This window comes from Leclercia sp. UBA5958 (genome assembly GCF_002430365.1).
In the GTDB taxonomy this organism is placed as follows: domain Bacteria; phylum Pseudomonadota; class Gammaproteobacteria; order Enterobacterales; family Enterobacteriaceae; genus Enterobacter; species Enterobacter pneumoniae.
The window spans coordinates 114,555-128,707 of the sequence record NZ_DJCE01000007.1 but is presented as its reverse complement, the minus strand read 5'-3'; the positions used below and the strand labels follow the sequence as shown (position 1 = coordinate 128,707).

Below are 14,153 nucleotides of genomic sequence, written 5' to 3'. Positions count from 1 at the left end.
AGAGGATGGAAGCAGAAAAGAACTCTGCTTCCATCTATTAATTAACTACAGACCAACTACCCTACCGCCTTCGCCACCGATTGTGGCAGGGGTAACGTCCAGACCACGGGTCCCCCCCATGACAGCCGATGAACCAGAGTTAAAGATAGATTGAGCATGAATAACCGCATTCCCTGCAGTAAACATACTGTCGTAGTTATACACATTTTTATTAGCTGTAACATTCAGGCGTGAACCCGCTTCTAACTTACCCCGATTAGAAACATTTTCAGCGTTAACCCGTGTGGTCAAACCCGAAATTCTACTATCGGCACTGTTCGTCACATCATAAGTAGTATTGATATTAAGCGTTCTTCCCGCCGTAATATCTTTGTTATTTGTTAATGACTTAGCCGTAATAGCAATATCCTTTTCGGAGTTAATAGTGCCATGGTTGGTCATATAACCTGTACTTGTTAAAGTAACGCCCTCTTTACCGCTTATCCATCCGGAATTACTGAAATTACCATTAACGCTCAATAAAACATTGCGATCAGAATTTATCACGCCTGTTCTATTGTTACTCTCAACGCTACCAGCCCCATTCAAAGACAGGCCCGTCGTATTGATGCGTAAGTCGCCTGAGCTATAGAGCGTTGAATAATCGGCATATACACGTTCAGAATTAATCAGCATGCTGCCAGCATTTGCGGCAATCTGTGCGCGACTGCCCAGCAGCGCATTGCTGGTCGTAATATTTACATTCCCTCTCTGGGCAAGGATACGGCTGTCATCAACATTCAATTTACGAGAAGTGATTGTGACGCCCTGGCCGCCTACTAAACCGCCTTTTTGTTTTTCGAGGTTAAATTGCTTTCCAGCATTATCATTAAATTTGTCTGCAGAACTTGAATCGATAGTTCCACCCGCTTTCAGATTCAGCCTTTCGGTAGCCGCGATCAGAGAATACTTACCGCTTATGTCTACAGCGGACTCAATGGTGACATTTTTACCCGCGATGTATGACCCTACGCTGTTCATGTTGGTTGCTTTCATAACCACATTGCCTGCGGTGGAACGAATCATACCACGCTGGTTATCAAGAACATTTTTGCTTTCCAGCGTAATATCATTAGTTGACGATATCGTCCCTGTATAGTTGTTAACGGAGGAGTTTTTTGCCCTCACCGTGCCGCCGCTAATTTGACCATTGATATTGCTCATGTAGCCTGTCTCAAGCGCAACAACTGCACCCTCAATACCTGCAGTAGGGCCTTTGCCGGTGTTAGTCAGGTTCTTATCATTGGTATTGACAGCTAAGGTCGCGCCCGAAGCTAACTTACCGTTGGTATTATCGAGTGCTCCACTGCTGATATTGACATTTGAGACACCATAAACGCGTCCACCGCGAATGTTCGTGAAGGCTTGTCCATAGGAGTCGATCGAAATCATTCTGTCACCCAGGATGCTGCCAGCGGTGTTATCAATTTTACCGTTATTCGCTATTTCGATATTTCCGTTCGACGTAAGTGTTCCGCGGCTATTAACCAGCTTGCCAGTATTTGTAATCTTGACGCCACCCGCGCCGCCGCCAATGGTGCCTTCGTTACGCACACCGGTACCCTTTTCTGTGCTTATCAGGCTGATTTTGTTTGCATACATGCCCCCTAAACGGGAAACATCCACACTAAAGCCCGATATTTTTGTGAGCGGCACTGACGTCGCCGTCACGACACCTTGCGTGTTAATTTTGTTGGTGCCTGCAATAACCGTCAGTTCACCCGTCTGGATAGTCCCTGTTATTTTAGCGTGACGCGCCAGGATCTCCGTTGGAGATGTGCTCTGCAAACCTCCAACCGTGATAAGACCGTCACTCACGATGTAGCCTTTCAGCTCGCCATCTTTAATCTCTGGCGTCCCGGTGGTTAGGGTTGCTTTTGAGGCGTTGATGAAACCGCTATCCTTGGTCGTAATACCGTTAGGGTTAGCGATAATTACATGAGCAGCATCGCCTGCGACCTCTATCATGCCATTCAGCGCACTCGGTTTACGTGAGGTCACTTCGTTCAGAATCACGCGTGCTGTACTTCCTCCCGCCATGTTCGGGTTGCTGTCGATCTGGCCACCCAAAGTCGTCGTGACTTTTCCCGCTACCGTCGTTCCAGGATTACTGGTCGCCGGAGAAAGGCCCAACTTTTCAAAGATAGATATTGAGCCCGGAGAGGGTTGCGACGTTGTGGTGTTACCGGCGTTATTTAAGATCAGCCCCTCTTTATTGACATTCAGAGTCTGATAAATGTTATGAGAAATGCCTTTGCTGTTTGGCGCTTTGATATTGACAATAGTTGTACCGTTAGCTGCTCTGGTTACATTGCCATCAACCATTGTAATATCGGCCGCCTGCGCCATTACTGGCATCAGCATTAACAATGAAGCAGCAATAGGATTTAATCTGATTGCCTTACATTTGTTTTCGCTATTTTTCATATAAACCTATCAAGTAAAGATTATGTTGTTAATACCCAGACCAAAGGAAACCCGAACACTGAACTTTAATTCAAAAGCGTCTCCCTTTAGGCCATTTCATGCCGCAGGTACATTCAATTATGTGTTAATAAACTATGCTACAAGGTCATGCCATGCCGACCTCATTAACTCAAAAAGATCAGGCAAAATAATGAATTTAAATCCGCCTTTAATGAAACTAATTTCATGGCGCAACAATTAACACCACCCAATAACTTCACCACAAAGTAAATATGCCTGAGAACTCACGCCTCCCTGTTCAGGATACGTATAGTTACTGAGCAAAATTTCGTTGCAGATCTTCTTTATTAGATGTTCAAATCGAACATCTAAATAAAGTCACCCAACCTCTTTGACAGCAGAATTTTAATCGTATCGAGCTTAATACAATAGTGAATAAGCCCTGAATTCTGTGACAAAAACGTGAATCAACACTTTTCTTAATGAATTATATAAAAAAATGAGAGTGAATTTATTCGCAACTTTTTAGTAATGGGTAAATGCAAAATAAATCTATGTTTTTCAGTAATATACAACCGCAATGAACCATTAATGAAGTAAATCATGTTTTATCTAAAACTTTCATCGCCGTATATTCATACCTATTTCACATATTGAAGAGACAAAAACACCATGGTTCATATTATGTTTATATTCGATTGGTCTACTTTACGAACCTACAATACATTTTGTTATTTTAAAACGTTACTCATTAAAATCGTTGCTTTAGCGTCAAACTGTTTCGGCGCCCCACTCTTGCAAACCCAAAATGAATATCCTTTTAACAGTTACCGATAAATACAATGCAAGATACCATTAAATACTTTTAATAGTTTTGTAGTTTAAATATCCTGTTTATATTAAACCCACTCTATAAAAGCAGGCCAAAAGAATACATTCGGAATAAAAATGATAGCATCAGACTTATAAATTGGATAAATATATTGCATTCCAGTCAATGCGGATTGTCAGTGCGATCACCTGCATGACAGCATCACTATGCTCATGACTTTGCGTTGGTAGCAGATAGCCGCCATAAACTTTTAAATAACTTATAACGGGTAAAGAAATCATTAAACCCCTTCATCTACGACGCAGGTAGCCAAACTTATTATTGTTATGAACTTTTGGGCGAACAAGATAATGCCTGAACAAAACCGCATTCGGTTGGAAGAGATTTGATTCAAACACATCAAGAGAGATAAAGGTTAACATGACGGAAGCCTTTCTTGACTCTGCTAACGTTACAATTTTGCATTTCGTGCCTCAATGCCCACATTTATCTGGCTGAAAAACGCTAACATTAACGTTTACTTAATATATTTTAACAAACATCTATTTACCGCACTTATCACCCCACCTAAACTATGGCCTGCTTTTAGGTTGAGGTGGTAATGAACGATTATAAAATGACGCCGGGCGAGTTGCGCGCCACCTGGGGTTTAGGGACTGTTTTCTCACTGCGTATGCTCGGCATGTTTATGGTCCTGCCCGTTCTGACTACGTATGGTATGGCGCTGCAGGGTGCCAGCGAAGCATTGATTGGTCTGGCGATTGGCATCTATGGCCTGGCCCAGGCCATCTTCCAGATCCCCTTCGGTCTGCTCTCTGACCGCGTAGGTCGCAAGCCGTTAATTGTGGGCGGATTGCTGGTCTTCGTGCTGGGTAGCATTATCGCCGCCCTCTCCCACTCTATCTGGGGTATTATTCTTGGCCGCGCGCTGCAAGGTTCCGGGGCGATAGCCGCCGCCGTGATGGCGCTGTTGTCAGACTTAACGCGCGAACAAAACCGCACCAAAGCAATGGCCTTTATTGGCGTGAGTTTCGGGGTGACCTTTGCCATAGCGATGGTGCTCGGCCCGGTTATTACGCACAAGCTGGGTCTGCATGCCCTGTTCTGGATGATTGCCATACTGGCGACTATCGGTATTGCCTTAACGCTGTGGGTAGTGCCGGACAGTAAAAATCACGTCCTTAACCGTGAGTCGGGGATGGTGAAAGGCTGCTTCAGCAAAGTGCTCGTGGAGCCGCGCCTGCTCAAGCTTAACTTCGGCATTATGTGCCTGCATATTCTGCTGATGTCGACCTTTGTCGCCCTGCCAGGACAGCTTGCAGCGGCAGGTTTTCCGGCGGCAGAGCACTGGAAGATTTACCTCGTGACGATGCTGATTTCGTTCGTCTCGGTGGTACCATTTATTATCTATGCCGAAGTGAAGCGTAAGATGAAGCGCGTCTTTATCAGTTGCGTGGCGATATTGCTCATTGCCGAGATCGTGCTTTGGGGCTCCGGCCCGCACTTTTGGGAGCTGGTAGCTGGCGTACAACTCTTCTTCCTCGCTTTTAACCTGATGGAAGCGCTGCTGCCGTCGCTGATCAGCAAAGAGTCTCCGGCAGGTTATAAAGGTACGGCGATGGGCATTTATTCCACCAGCCAGTTTCTTGGTGTGGCCATTGGCGGCTCGCTTGGGGGCTGGGTAGATGGTCTGTTTGACTCACAAACGGTCTTCCTCGCGGGCGCACTGCTGGCCATGGTCTGGCTGTTTGTTGCCACCACCATGAAAGAGCCCCGTTACGTAAGCAGCCTGCGGATCGAAATTCCTGATGGCGTTGAGATAAGTGAAGCGCTGAAACAGCGTCTTGAATCCACTGAAGGCGTAAGTGAAGTTCTTATTGCCGCGGAAGAGCGCAGTGCCTACGTCAAAATTGACAGCAAGGTGACTAACCGTTTCGAAGTGGAGCAGGCAGTGAAAGCCTAAAAAAAAGCCCGGTCTGACCGGGCTTTTTTATTAATCACGGAAGTTTTTAAACTGGAACGGCTGCCCCAGATCGCCGCCTCGCACCAGCGCCATCACGGACTGCAAATCGTCACGGGATTTACCGGTTACGCGAATCTCTTCACCCTGGATTTGCGCCTGCACTTTCAGCTTGCTGTCTTTGATGAGCTTAACGATTTTCTTCTGCACCGCGCTCTCAATGCCCTGCTTCAGTTTGGCTTCAACAAACCAGGTTTTACCACTGTGGACGAACTCTTCCGGAACATCCAGTGAGGTACCTTCAATGCCGCGTTTCAGCAGCTTGGCACGCAAAATATCCAGCAACTGGTTTACCTGGAAATCGGACTCGCTGAGCACCTTAATGGTCTTATTTGCGTCATTCAGCTCGAAAGTGGCCTCAACGCCCCGAAAATCGAAACGTGACTCGACTTCACGGCTAGCGTTATCCACGCCGTTACGCACTTCCTGAATGTCCACTTCAGAAACAATATCGAAAGATGGCATCTTTTCTTCTCCCTTCATATTTGTTGCGTTGCATAATACCCGCTACGAGGCATAACTCAACAGAAGCTTAGCTGACGGCGCTATACTTAGGCCGTAACACCTGGCGCAGTTGCAGGTGAGGAGGAACAATGAAAATTACTGTGCTTGGATGCGGAGCCCTGGGCCAGCTTTGGCTTACTGCGCTGCGTAAGCATGGTCACGATGTTCAGGGTTGGTTGCGTGTGCCCCAACCCTATTGCAGTGTGAACCTGATTGAAGAGGACGGGACGATTTTTAATGAATCGCTTACCGCCAACGATCCCGATTTTCTCGCCCAGAGCGATATGCTGCTGGTGACCCTGAAGGCCTGGCAAGTTTCCGATGCCGTTAAAGCGCTGGCCGCCACGCTACCCGCCTCATCCCCTGTGTTGTTGCTGCATAACGGTATGGGCACCATTGATGAGCTAAAAAGTATCCACCAGCCGCTTTTGATGGCCACCACCACGCACGCGGCGCGGCGCGATGGCAATATCATTGTTCACGTCGCTGGCGGCGTCACCCATATTGGCCCGGCCCGGGCGCAGGATGGGGATTACAGCTACCTGGCCGATACGCTGCAGGACGTTTTACCCGATGTGGCCTGGCATAATCATATTCGTCCTCAGCTCTGGCGTAAGCTGGCGGTAAACTGCGTGATCAATCCCCTGACGGCGCTCTGGAATTGTCCAAACGGCGAATTAAAAAATCATCAGCAACTGGTGGCCACGCTCTGCGCGGAGGTCGCGTCGGTGGTGGAGCGGGAAGGATTACACACCTCCGCTGACGATCTCCGTTATTACGTCGATCAGGTTATTGAAAGTACAGCAGAAAATATCTCTTCAATGCTGCAGGACGTGCGTGCCCAGCGTCACACTGAGATCGATTATATTACCGGGTATTTACTTAAACGGGCGCGAGCCCACGGCATTAGCGTGCCGGAAAACGCCCGTCTGTATGACATGGTTAAACGTAAGGAGAGTGAGTATGAGCGCGTCGGCACTGGTATGCCTCGCCCCTGGTAGCGAAGAGACCGAAGCAGTCACGACCATTGATTTACTGGTGCGCGGCGGCATTAACGTTACCACCGCCAGCGTAGCCAGCGATGGTAACCTGGCAATTGTCTGTTCACGCGGCGTGAAGCTCCTGGCCGATGCCCCGCTGGTAGAGGTGGCGGATGGTGATTACGACATCATCGTGTTACCGGGTGGCCTGAAGGGGGCAGAGTGTTTTCGGGACAGCCCCCTGCTGGTAGAGACCGTGCGTCAGTTCCATCTTTCCGGGCGTATCGTCGCGGCCATTTGCGCCGCAGCGGGCACGGTGCTTGTGCCTCATAACCTGTTTCCTGTCGGCAACATGACGGGTTTCCCGACGCTTAAAGATCGTATCCCCGAAGAGCAATGGGTGGATAAACGCGTGGTCTGGGATCCGCGCGTCAATCTGTTAACCAGCCAGGGGCCGGGTACATCGACTGATTTTGCGCTGAAGATTATTCAGCTACTGGCTGGACGCGAGAAAGCCCATGAAGTGGCATCTCAACTGGTTATGGCGGCGGGCATTTATAATTACTACGAATAAAAAAACGGCAACCCTGGGGTTGCCGTTATCGTATTACGGGCGATACACCTTCACGTTGGCAAAGCCCTGCTCGCGGAGATAGAGCGCCTGCAGGCGGCTCATCACCCCACGCTCACACCACAGCAAATACGTTTTGTTCTGGTCGAGGTCACCAAACTTCGTGCTCAGTTTGTAGAATGGCAGTGAAACTACCTCCACACCCTCAACCTGCAGTGGTTTGTCATCCTGTTCATCAATAGAGCGGATATCCAGAATCGCATCGTTAGCGCTGAAACCTTTCACGGTTTCCACTTCCACAACGTCCTGCTCGGTCTGCTGAGCAATTTCGCGAATATCGATATTGGACGCTTCGGCGACCACTTTATCCAGGATACTGAAGTCGAAGTTTTCTTCTTCCGCTTCGATTTTTCCCTTCACCGCTTTCACCGTTGGGCTTTTTGAAATCACGCCACAATATTCCGGCATGGTGCGGGCGAAGTCAGCGGTACCGATTTCACGCGCCAGGTCGATGATATGCTCTTTATCGTGAGAGATCAGCGGGCGGAGAATCAGAGTATCAGAAACGTTGTCGATCAGGCGCAGGTTGGTCAGCGTCTGGCTGGAAACCTGTCCCAGCGCTTCGCCGGTGACCAGCGCCTGCACGCCGTAGCGCTCAGCAACCTGGGAGGCCGCACGCACCATCATGCGCTTCAGTATCACCCCCATCTGGCCATCTTCCACTTTCTCGAGGATCTCGCCGACCACGGGTTCGAAGTTTATCGCCACAAAACGCACGCGGTGGGAGCTACCAAAGCGGTTCCACAGATAGTGCGCAACCTGACGAACGCCGATTTCATGCGCGGCGCCACCCAGATTAAAGAAACAGTAGTGCACACGACAGCCGCGACGCATAAGCATATAGCTGGATACGCCGGAGTCGAACCCACCGGAGATAAGCGACAGCACATCTTCCTGGGTACCGATGGGGAAACCGCCAATCCCTTCGTAGCGCCCTTTCACCAGTAACAGGCGATCGTTTTCGATCTCAAGGTGAACGGTCACATCCGGGTCGGTCAGCTTCACGCGCGCCGATTCAACGTGCTGATTCAGCCCGCCGCCCACATAGCGTTCAGCTTCAATTGAGCTAAATTCATGTTTACCGCGGCGCTTTACGCGAACGCAGAAGGTTTTGCCTTCGATCTGGTCGCGGTACTGCGCCAGCGCCTTCTCGAAGATGTCATGCAGAGACGTGAACGGCACGTCCTCGACTTCCAGAATATGGTGGATGCCCGGAATACGGGTGAGCGCATCGCGAATATCAATACGCTTATTTTCATCTTTGGCGCGCACTTCAACGTGGTCCCAGTGGCGAACCACAGCGAGGGTTTCGTCATAGTGCTTTAATACGTTACGAATGTTCCCGGTCAGAATTTTAATAAAGCGCAAACGCACAGATTGGCTTTTGATGGTGATTTCAGGGAACAATTTAATGATAAACTTCATGGCGGCAATGGTTCTTTGGCAAGCCCTGAGAGGCTTGTGATGGAAAAGTACAGCAGCCCCTATACCGAAGACTGCATCCAGGCGCGCAAGTATACCACCATCGCGCGGCTCCTGTGCATATTGCGCGTTATTTGCTTATCAGCCTGAGTCCGTTACCATGAACAGGCAAAAACAGTAGAGTCAATTCACTATGCCAAAGAAAAATGACGCACCCGCCAGTTTCGAAACTGCGCTGGGTGAACTAGAGCAAATCGTTACCCGTCTGGAAAGTGGCGATCTGCCGCTGGAAGAGGCGCTGAATGAGTTCGAGCGCGGCGTGCAGCTGGCGCGTCAGGGTCAAGTTAAGCTGCAGCAAGCTGAACAGCGCGTGCAGATCCTGCTTACTAATAGCGAAGATGCTGCCCCCACCCCTTTTACACCGGACGCTGAGTAAATGGATTTTGCGAATCAGCTTCAGACGTGCGTCGAGCGTGCTAACGACGCGCTTCGCCGTTTCATTGAGCCACAGCCTTTTCAGAACACTCCGCTGGTCGGCGCCATGCACTATGGCGCACTGTTGGGCGGCAAACGTCTGCGCCCGTTCCTGGTCTATGCCACCGGCAACATGTTTGGTATCAGCACCGGAACGCTGGACGCCCCCGCGGCCGCCGTTGAGTGTATTCATGCTTACTCATTAATGCACGACGATTTACCGGCGATGGATGATGACGATCTGCGCCGCGGTCAGCCAACCTGCCACATTAAGTTTGGCGAAGCGAATGCCATTCTGGCGGGCGATGCGCTACAAACCCTGGCGTTTGCTATCCTGAGTGATGCGCCGATGGCAGAGGTGGCCGATCGTGACCGCCTGGCCATGATCTCCGAACTGGCGCAGGCCAGCGGCGTGGCGGGTATGTGCGGCGGTCAGGCACTGGATCTGGAAGCCGAAGGGCGCCAGGTGACGCTGGAACAGCTGGAGCGCATTCATCGCCACAAGACCGGGGCACTGATTCGCGCCGCCGTTCGTCTGGGCGCATTGAGCGCGGGCGAACAAGGGCGTAACGCCCTGCCGATCCTGGATCGCTACGCAGAAAGTATCGGTCTGGCTTTCCAGGTTCAGGATGACATTCTGGATGTCGTGGGCGATACTGCAATATTGGGTAAACGTCAGGGTGCCGATCAGCAGCTTGGCAAAAGTACCTACCCCGCCCTGTTGGGTCTTGAGCAAGCCCAACGTAAAGCCCGGGATCTGATTGATGATGCCCGCCAGTCGCTAAATGAACTGGCCGCGCAGTCACTGGACACCTCGGCACTGGAAGCGCTAGCGGACTACATAATCCAGCGTGATAAATAAACTATATATCTCGATGAGCCTTTGATGAGTTTTGATATTGCCAAATACCCGACACTGGCGTTGGTTGACTCCACCCAGGAGTTGCGTCTGTTGCCGAAAGAGAGCCTGCCGAAGCTGTGCGATGAGTTACGTCGCTATCTGCTCGACAGCGTAAGTCGTTCCAGCGGCCACTTCGCCTCCGGGCTTGGCACGGTGGAGCTCACCGTAGCGCTGCACTACGTCTACAATACCCCCTTCGATCAGCTGATTTGGGATGTTGGCCATCAGGCTTATCCGCATAAAATTCTTACTGGCCGTCGCGATAAAATTGGCACCATTCGCCAGAAAGGGGGGCTGCATCCGTTCCCCTGGCGCGGTGAGAGCGAATACGACGTCTTAAGCGTCGGTCACTCCTCCACCTCAATTTCCGCCGGTATCGGCATTGCCGTCGCGGCAGAGAAAGAGAACAAGCAGCGCCGTACCGTCTGCGTAATTGGTGATGGGGCGATCACCGCGGGTATGGCCTTCGAGGCAATGAACCATGCGGGCGATATCAAACCGGATATGCTGGTGGTACTGAACGACAACGAAATGTCGATCTCCGAGAATGTCGGCGCGCTCAATAACCATCTGGCGCAACTGCTCTCCGGTAAGCTCTATTCCACCCTGCGTGAAGGCGGTAAAAAAGTCTTCTCCGGTGTACCGCCGATCAAAGAGCTGCTCAAGCGTACGGAAGAACATATCAAAGGCATGGTCGTGCCAGGCACGCTGTTTGAAGAGCTGGGCTTTAACTATATCGGTCCGGTCGATGGCCACGATGTGCTGGGACTGGTCACTACGCTCAAGAACATGCGAGACCTCAAAGGCCCGCAGTTCCTGCATATCATGACCAAAAAAGGTCGCGGATACGAACCGGCGGAAAAAGATCCGATCACTTTCCACGCGGTACCGAAGTTTGACCCGACTAGCGGCTGTCTGCCGAAAAGCAGCGGCGGCATGCCGAGCTACTCCAAAATCTTTGGTGACTGGCTGTGTGAAACCGCAGCGAAAGATAACAAGCTGATGGCCGTTACGCCCGCCATGCGCGAAGGCTCCGGCATGGTTGAGTTCTCTAAAAAATATCCGGATCAATATTTTGACGTGGCGATCGCCGAGCAACACGCGGTGACCTTCGCGGCTGGTCTGGCGATTGGCGGCTATAAGCCGATCGTGGCGATCTACTCCACCTTCCTTCAGCGCGCCTACGATCAGGTGATCCACGACGTGGCTATCCAGAAGCTGCCGGTGCTGTTTGCTATCGACCGCGCAGGCATTGTCGGTGCCGACGGCCAGACCCATCAGGGCGCATTCGATCTGTCGTTCCTGCGCTGTATTCCTGACATGGTGATCATGACCCCGTCTGATGAAAACGAATGTCGTCAGATGCTGTTTACCGGGTATCACTATCAGGACGGTCCAAGTGCGGTTCGCTACCCGCGCGGTAACGCGCTGGGCGTTGAGCTTGAACCTCTGCAAAAAATGGCGATTGGCAAAGGCGTCATCAAGCGTCGCGGTGAAAAGGTCGCGATCCTGAACTTCGGCACGCTGATGCCGGAAGCCGCTCAGGCCGCCGACGCGCTGAACGCCACCCTGGTTGATATGCGCTTTGTGAAGCCACTCGACGAGGCGCTTATCCTTGAAATGGCCGCCAGTCACGAGATGCTGGTCACGCTGGAAGAGAACGCGATTATGGGCGGCGCGGGCAGCGGCGTGAACGAAGTGCTGATGGCGAACCGCAAGCCAGTACCGGTGTTGAACCTTGGTCTGCCGGATCACTTCATTGCCCAGGGCACCCAGGAAGAAGCCCGCGCAGAAATTGGACTTGATGCCGCCGGTATCGAAGCCAGAATTCGCAGCTGGCTGGCCTGACCCCACCTCCCCCCTTTCCGCTCCTGCTATGCTTAAACCTCATGTTTAAAACAGCAGGAGTGGAACCATGCAATATACAACATTAGGAAAAACAGACCTTAAGGTTTCCCGTCTTTGTCTGGGCTGTATGACATTTGGCGAGCCGGATCGGGGTAAACACGCCTGGACGCTGCCGGAAGAGAGCAGTCGCCTGCTCATCAAGCACGCCCTTGATGGCGGCATTACCTTTTTTGATACCGCAAACAGCTATTCCGACGGCAGCAGCGAAGAGATTGTCGGTCGCGCCCTGCGCGACTTTGCACGTCGGGACGAGGTGGTTGTCGCCACTAAGGTTTACCATCAGGTAGGCGACCTGCCGGAAGGGCTCTCCCGCGCACAGATTCTGCGATCGATTGACGACAGCCTGCGTCGGCTGAATATGGATTATGTGGATCTGCTGCAAATCCATCGCTGGGATTACAACACCCCTATCGAAGAGACGCTCGAAGCGCTGAACGACGTGGTTAAAGCCGGGAAAGCACGTTTTATCGGCGCATCCTCCATGCACGCTTCGCAGTTTGCCCAGGCGCTGGATTTACAGGCACAACATGGCTGGGCGCGCTTCGTGACAATGCAGAATCACTATAACCTCATCTATCGGGAAGAGGAGCGCGAGATGCTGCCGCTCTGCTATCAGGAAGGCGTTGCGGTGATCCCCTGGAGCCCGCTGGCGCGCGGCAGGTTAACCCGTCCCTGGGGCGAGACGACGGCCCGCTCGGTTTCGGACGAGTTTGGCAAAACCCTCTATTCAGAAAGTGACGCCAACGATGCGCAGATCGCCGAACGTCTGGCCGCCATTGCAGAAGAGACCCATGCAACTCGCGCGCAGGTGGCGCTGGCATGGTTGCTGAGTAAACGTGGGGTAGCGGCACCGATTATTGGTGCTTCACGCGAGGATCAGCTGGATGAGTTGCTGCGTGCGGTTGAGCTAACACTTACGCCGGAGCAGATCGCCGAACTCGAGACGCCCTATCAGCAGCATCCGGTCGTGGGGTTTAAATAACCCCGGAATCCCCTCTCCCGCAAGGAGAGGGGACACACTATTCACTGCGTGAAGTGATCGTAGCCTTTCCAGTCCAGCGTGACAGGTTCTCCGTCACGCAAAAACTGCATCCCTTCGCTTTCCGGCAGGATCTGGCCGATACAGGTAAAGGGAACGCCCAGATGGCCAAGCGCCACGTCCAGCGTACCGCGATTCAGTTCAGGCACGGTGAAGCACAGCTCGTAGTCTTCACCACCCGAGAGCGCCCAGCGTAGAGCCTGTTCAGGCTCAGCATGGCGGCGCAGCGGCGCCGAAAGCGGGAAGGTATCGAGATCGACACGCGCTCCTACGCCGCTGGCCTTAAGTATGTGGCCAAGATCGGAAATCAAGCCATCAGAGAGATCGATTGCCGCGCTGGCACGATCCCGTAGCGCCTGCCCATGAAGAATACGTGGCGTCGGACGCAGATGACGCTTTATCAGGTAGTCGGCATCAGCAGCCTCTTCGACCACCAGACGGTCTTGTAAAATCGCCAGCCCGGCCGCGCTGTCGCCAGGGGTTCCGGTCACATAGATCCAGTCTCCCGGCTTCGCGCCTGAGCGCTTCAGAGCCCGTCCAGCCGGGACATAGCCGTGTATCGCCAGCGTCATCGACAGCGGGCCCGCTGTAGTATCGCCGCCAATCAGCTGCATATCGTAGTAGTTAAGCTGCTCGAAAAGGGCATCGCTGAACGTTTCCAGCCACGCTTCATCTACCTTCGGCAGGGTGAGCGCCAGCGTTAACCACGCCGGGTCGGCCCCCATCGCCGCCAGATCGCTGACGTTCACCGCCAGCGCTTTGTACGCCAGATCGGCAGGATCGATGTCCGCCAGAAAATGGTTGCCACACACCAGCGTATCGGTGCTGATGGCCAACGTCTGTTTTTCCGGAATATTGAGCAGTGCGCAGTCGTCACCGATGCCGGTTTCAACATCACGACGAGAAGATCTGACGCGGTCAAAATAACGGGCAATCAGGGAGAATTCGCCGCATGCCATACGTTATGCCTCGCTAA

Annotated in this window: 11 protein-coding genes; 7 read left to right on the top strand and 4 right to left on the bottom strand. The window is 52.0% G+C overall.

The genetic code is table 11. The features are described 5' to 3' along the window. Positions 1-45: 45 nt before the first annotated feature. Positions 46-2,466, bottom strand: coding sequence for a filamentous hemagglutinin N-terminal domain-containing protein (locus B2Q93_RS10050; RefSeq protein ID WP_286932786.1), 2,421 nt, complete (start codon positions 2,464-2,466; stop codon positions 46-48). A 1,433-nt stretch (positions 2,467-3,899) separates the two neighbouring features. Between B2Q93_RS10050 and B2Q93_RS10045 the strand changes: the two genes are divergently transcribed. Further along, entirely contained in the window at positions 3,900-5,261 is a 1,362-nt protein-coding gene (locus B2Q93_RS10045) for an MFS transporter (protein ID WP_286932784.1), read from the top strand. Positions 5,262-5,291: 30 nt separating this feature from the next. On the opposite strand, the gene B2Q93_RS10040 is transcribed toward B2Q93_RS10045, so the two are convergent. Next, a complete protein-coding gene (locus B2Q93_RS10040; protein WP_040076922.1) occupies positions 5,292-5,783 on the bottom strand; it encodes a YajQ family cyclic di-GMP-binding protein in 492 nt (163 codons plus the stop codon). Between the two features lie 128 nt (positions 5,784-5,911). Here B2Q93_RS10040 and panE point away from each other — a divergent pair, with 128 nt between their 5' ends. Both panE and yajL read left to right on the top strand, forming a co-directional pair. After that, on the top strand, positions 5,912-6,823 hold the full coding sequence (gene panE / locus B2Q93_RS10035) for a 2-dehydropantoate 2-reductase (protein ID WP_212477033.1): 912 nt from the start codon (positions 5,912-5,914) through the stop codon (positions 6,821-6,823). Further along, positions 6,786-7,376 (top strand): protein deglycase YajL, encoded by a 591-nt coding sequence (yajL, locus tag B2Q93_RS10030; RefSeq protein ID WP_286932781.1) that lies wholly within the window; start codon positions 6,786-6,788, stop codon positions 7,374-7,376. The genes panE and yajL overlap by 38 nt, the downstream gene beginning before the upstream one ends. Before the next feature lie 33 nt (positions 7,377-7,409). On the opposite strand, the gene thiI is transcribed toward yajL, so the two are convergent. Further along, positions 7,410-8,858, bottom strand: a complete 1,449-nt coding sequence (gene thiI / locus B2Q93_RS10025) for a tRNA uracil 4-sulfurtransferase ThiI (RefSeq protein WP_040076926.1) — start codon at positions 8,856-8,858, stop codon at positions 7,410-7,412. Positions 8,859-9,048: 190 nt separating this feature from the next. On the opposite strand from thiI, the gene xseB reads away from it, so the two are divergent. The 4 genes from xseB to B2Q93_RS10005 all read left to right on the top strand — a co-directional run bounded on the left by xseB (position 9,049) and on the right by B2Q93_RS10005 (position 13,120). Then, positions 9,049-9,291, top strand: a complete 243-nt coding sequence (xseB, locus tag B2Q93_RS10020) for an exodeoxyribonuclease VII small subunit (RefSeq protein WP_212477035.1) — start codon at positions 9,049-9,051, stop codon at positions 9,289-9,291. Beyond that, positions 9,292-10,191: a (2E,6E)-farnesyl diphosphate synthase gene (gene ispA, locus B2Q93_RS10015; protein WP_046884465.1), complete on the top strand. Its 900-nt coding sequence runs from the start codon at positions 9,292-9,294 to the stop codon at positions 10,189-10,191. 24 nt (positions 10,192-10,215) lie between these two features. Beyond that, positions 10,216-12,078: a 1-deoxy-D-xylulose-5-phosphate synthase gene (dxs, locus tag B2Q93_RS10010; RefSeq protein ID WP_286932777.1), complete on the top strand. Its 1,863-nt coding sequence runs from the start codon at positions 10,216-10,218 to the stop codon at positions 12,076-12,078. A 67-nt stretch (positions 12,079-12,145) separates the two neighbouring features. Beyond that, the gene (locus B2Q93_RS10005; RefSeq protein ID WP_040076930.1) at positions 12,146-13,120 is read left to right on the top strand and encodes an aldo/keto reductase; all 975 of its coding nucleotides are present in this window, start codon (positions 12,146-12,148) and stop codon (positions 13,118-13,120) included. Between the two features lie 41 nt (positions 13,121-13,161). Here B2Q93_RS10005 and thiL read toward each other — a convergent pair whose 3' ends face one another. After that, a complete protein-coding gene (thiL, locus tag B2Q93_RS10000) occupies positions 13,162-14,136 on the bottom strand; it encodes a thiamine-phosphate kinase (RefSeq protein ID WP_286932775.1) in 975 nt (324 codons plus the stop codon). Between the last annotated feature and the right edge of the window lie 17 nt (positions 14,137-14,153).

Coding starts and splice junctions, on each gene's coding strand:
- xseB (WP_212477035.1), top strand. CDS start 9,049: ATGCCAAAGAAAAATGACGCACCCGCCAGTTTCGAAACTGCGCTGGGT.
- B2Q93_RS10045 (WP_286932784.1), top strand. CDS start 3,900: ATGAACGATTATAAAATGACGCCGGGCGAGTTGCGCGCCACCTGGGGT.
- B2Q93_RS10040 (WP_040076922.1), bottom strand. CDS start 5,783: ATGCCATCTTTCGATATTGTTTCTGAAGTGGACATTCAGGAAGTGCGT.
- ispA (WP_046884465.1), top strand. CDS start 9,292: ATGGATTTTGCGAATCAGCTTCAGACGTGCGTCGAGCGTGCTAACGAC.
- thiI (WP_040076926.1), bottom strand. CDS start 8,858: ATGAAGTTTATCATTAAATTGTTCCCTGAAATCACCATCAAAAGCCAA.
- B2Q93_RS10005 (WP_040076930.1), top strand. CDS start 12,146: ATGCAATATACAACATTAGGAAAAACAGACCTTAAGGTTTCCCGTCTT.
- thiL (WP_286932775.1), bottom strand. CDS start 14,136: ATGGCATGCGGCGAATTCTCCCTGATTGCCCGTTATTTTGACCGCGTC.
- B2Q93_RS10050 (WP_286932786.1), bottom strand. CDS start 2,466: ATGAAAAATAGCGAAAACAAATGTAAGGCAATCAGATTAAATCCTATT.
- yajL (WP_286932781.1), top strand. CDS start 6,786: ATGAGCGCGTCGGCACTGGTATGCCTCGCCCCTGGTAGCGAAGAGACC.
- panE (WP_212477033.1), top strand. CDS start 5,912: ATGAAAATTACTGTGCTTGGATGCGGAGCCCTGGGCCAGCTTTGGCTT.
- dxs (WP_286932777.1), top strand. CDS start 10,216: ATGAGTTTTGATATTGCCAAATACCCGACACTGGCGTTGGTTGACTCC.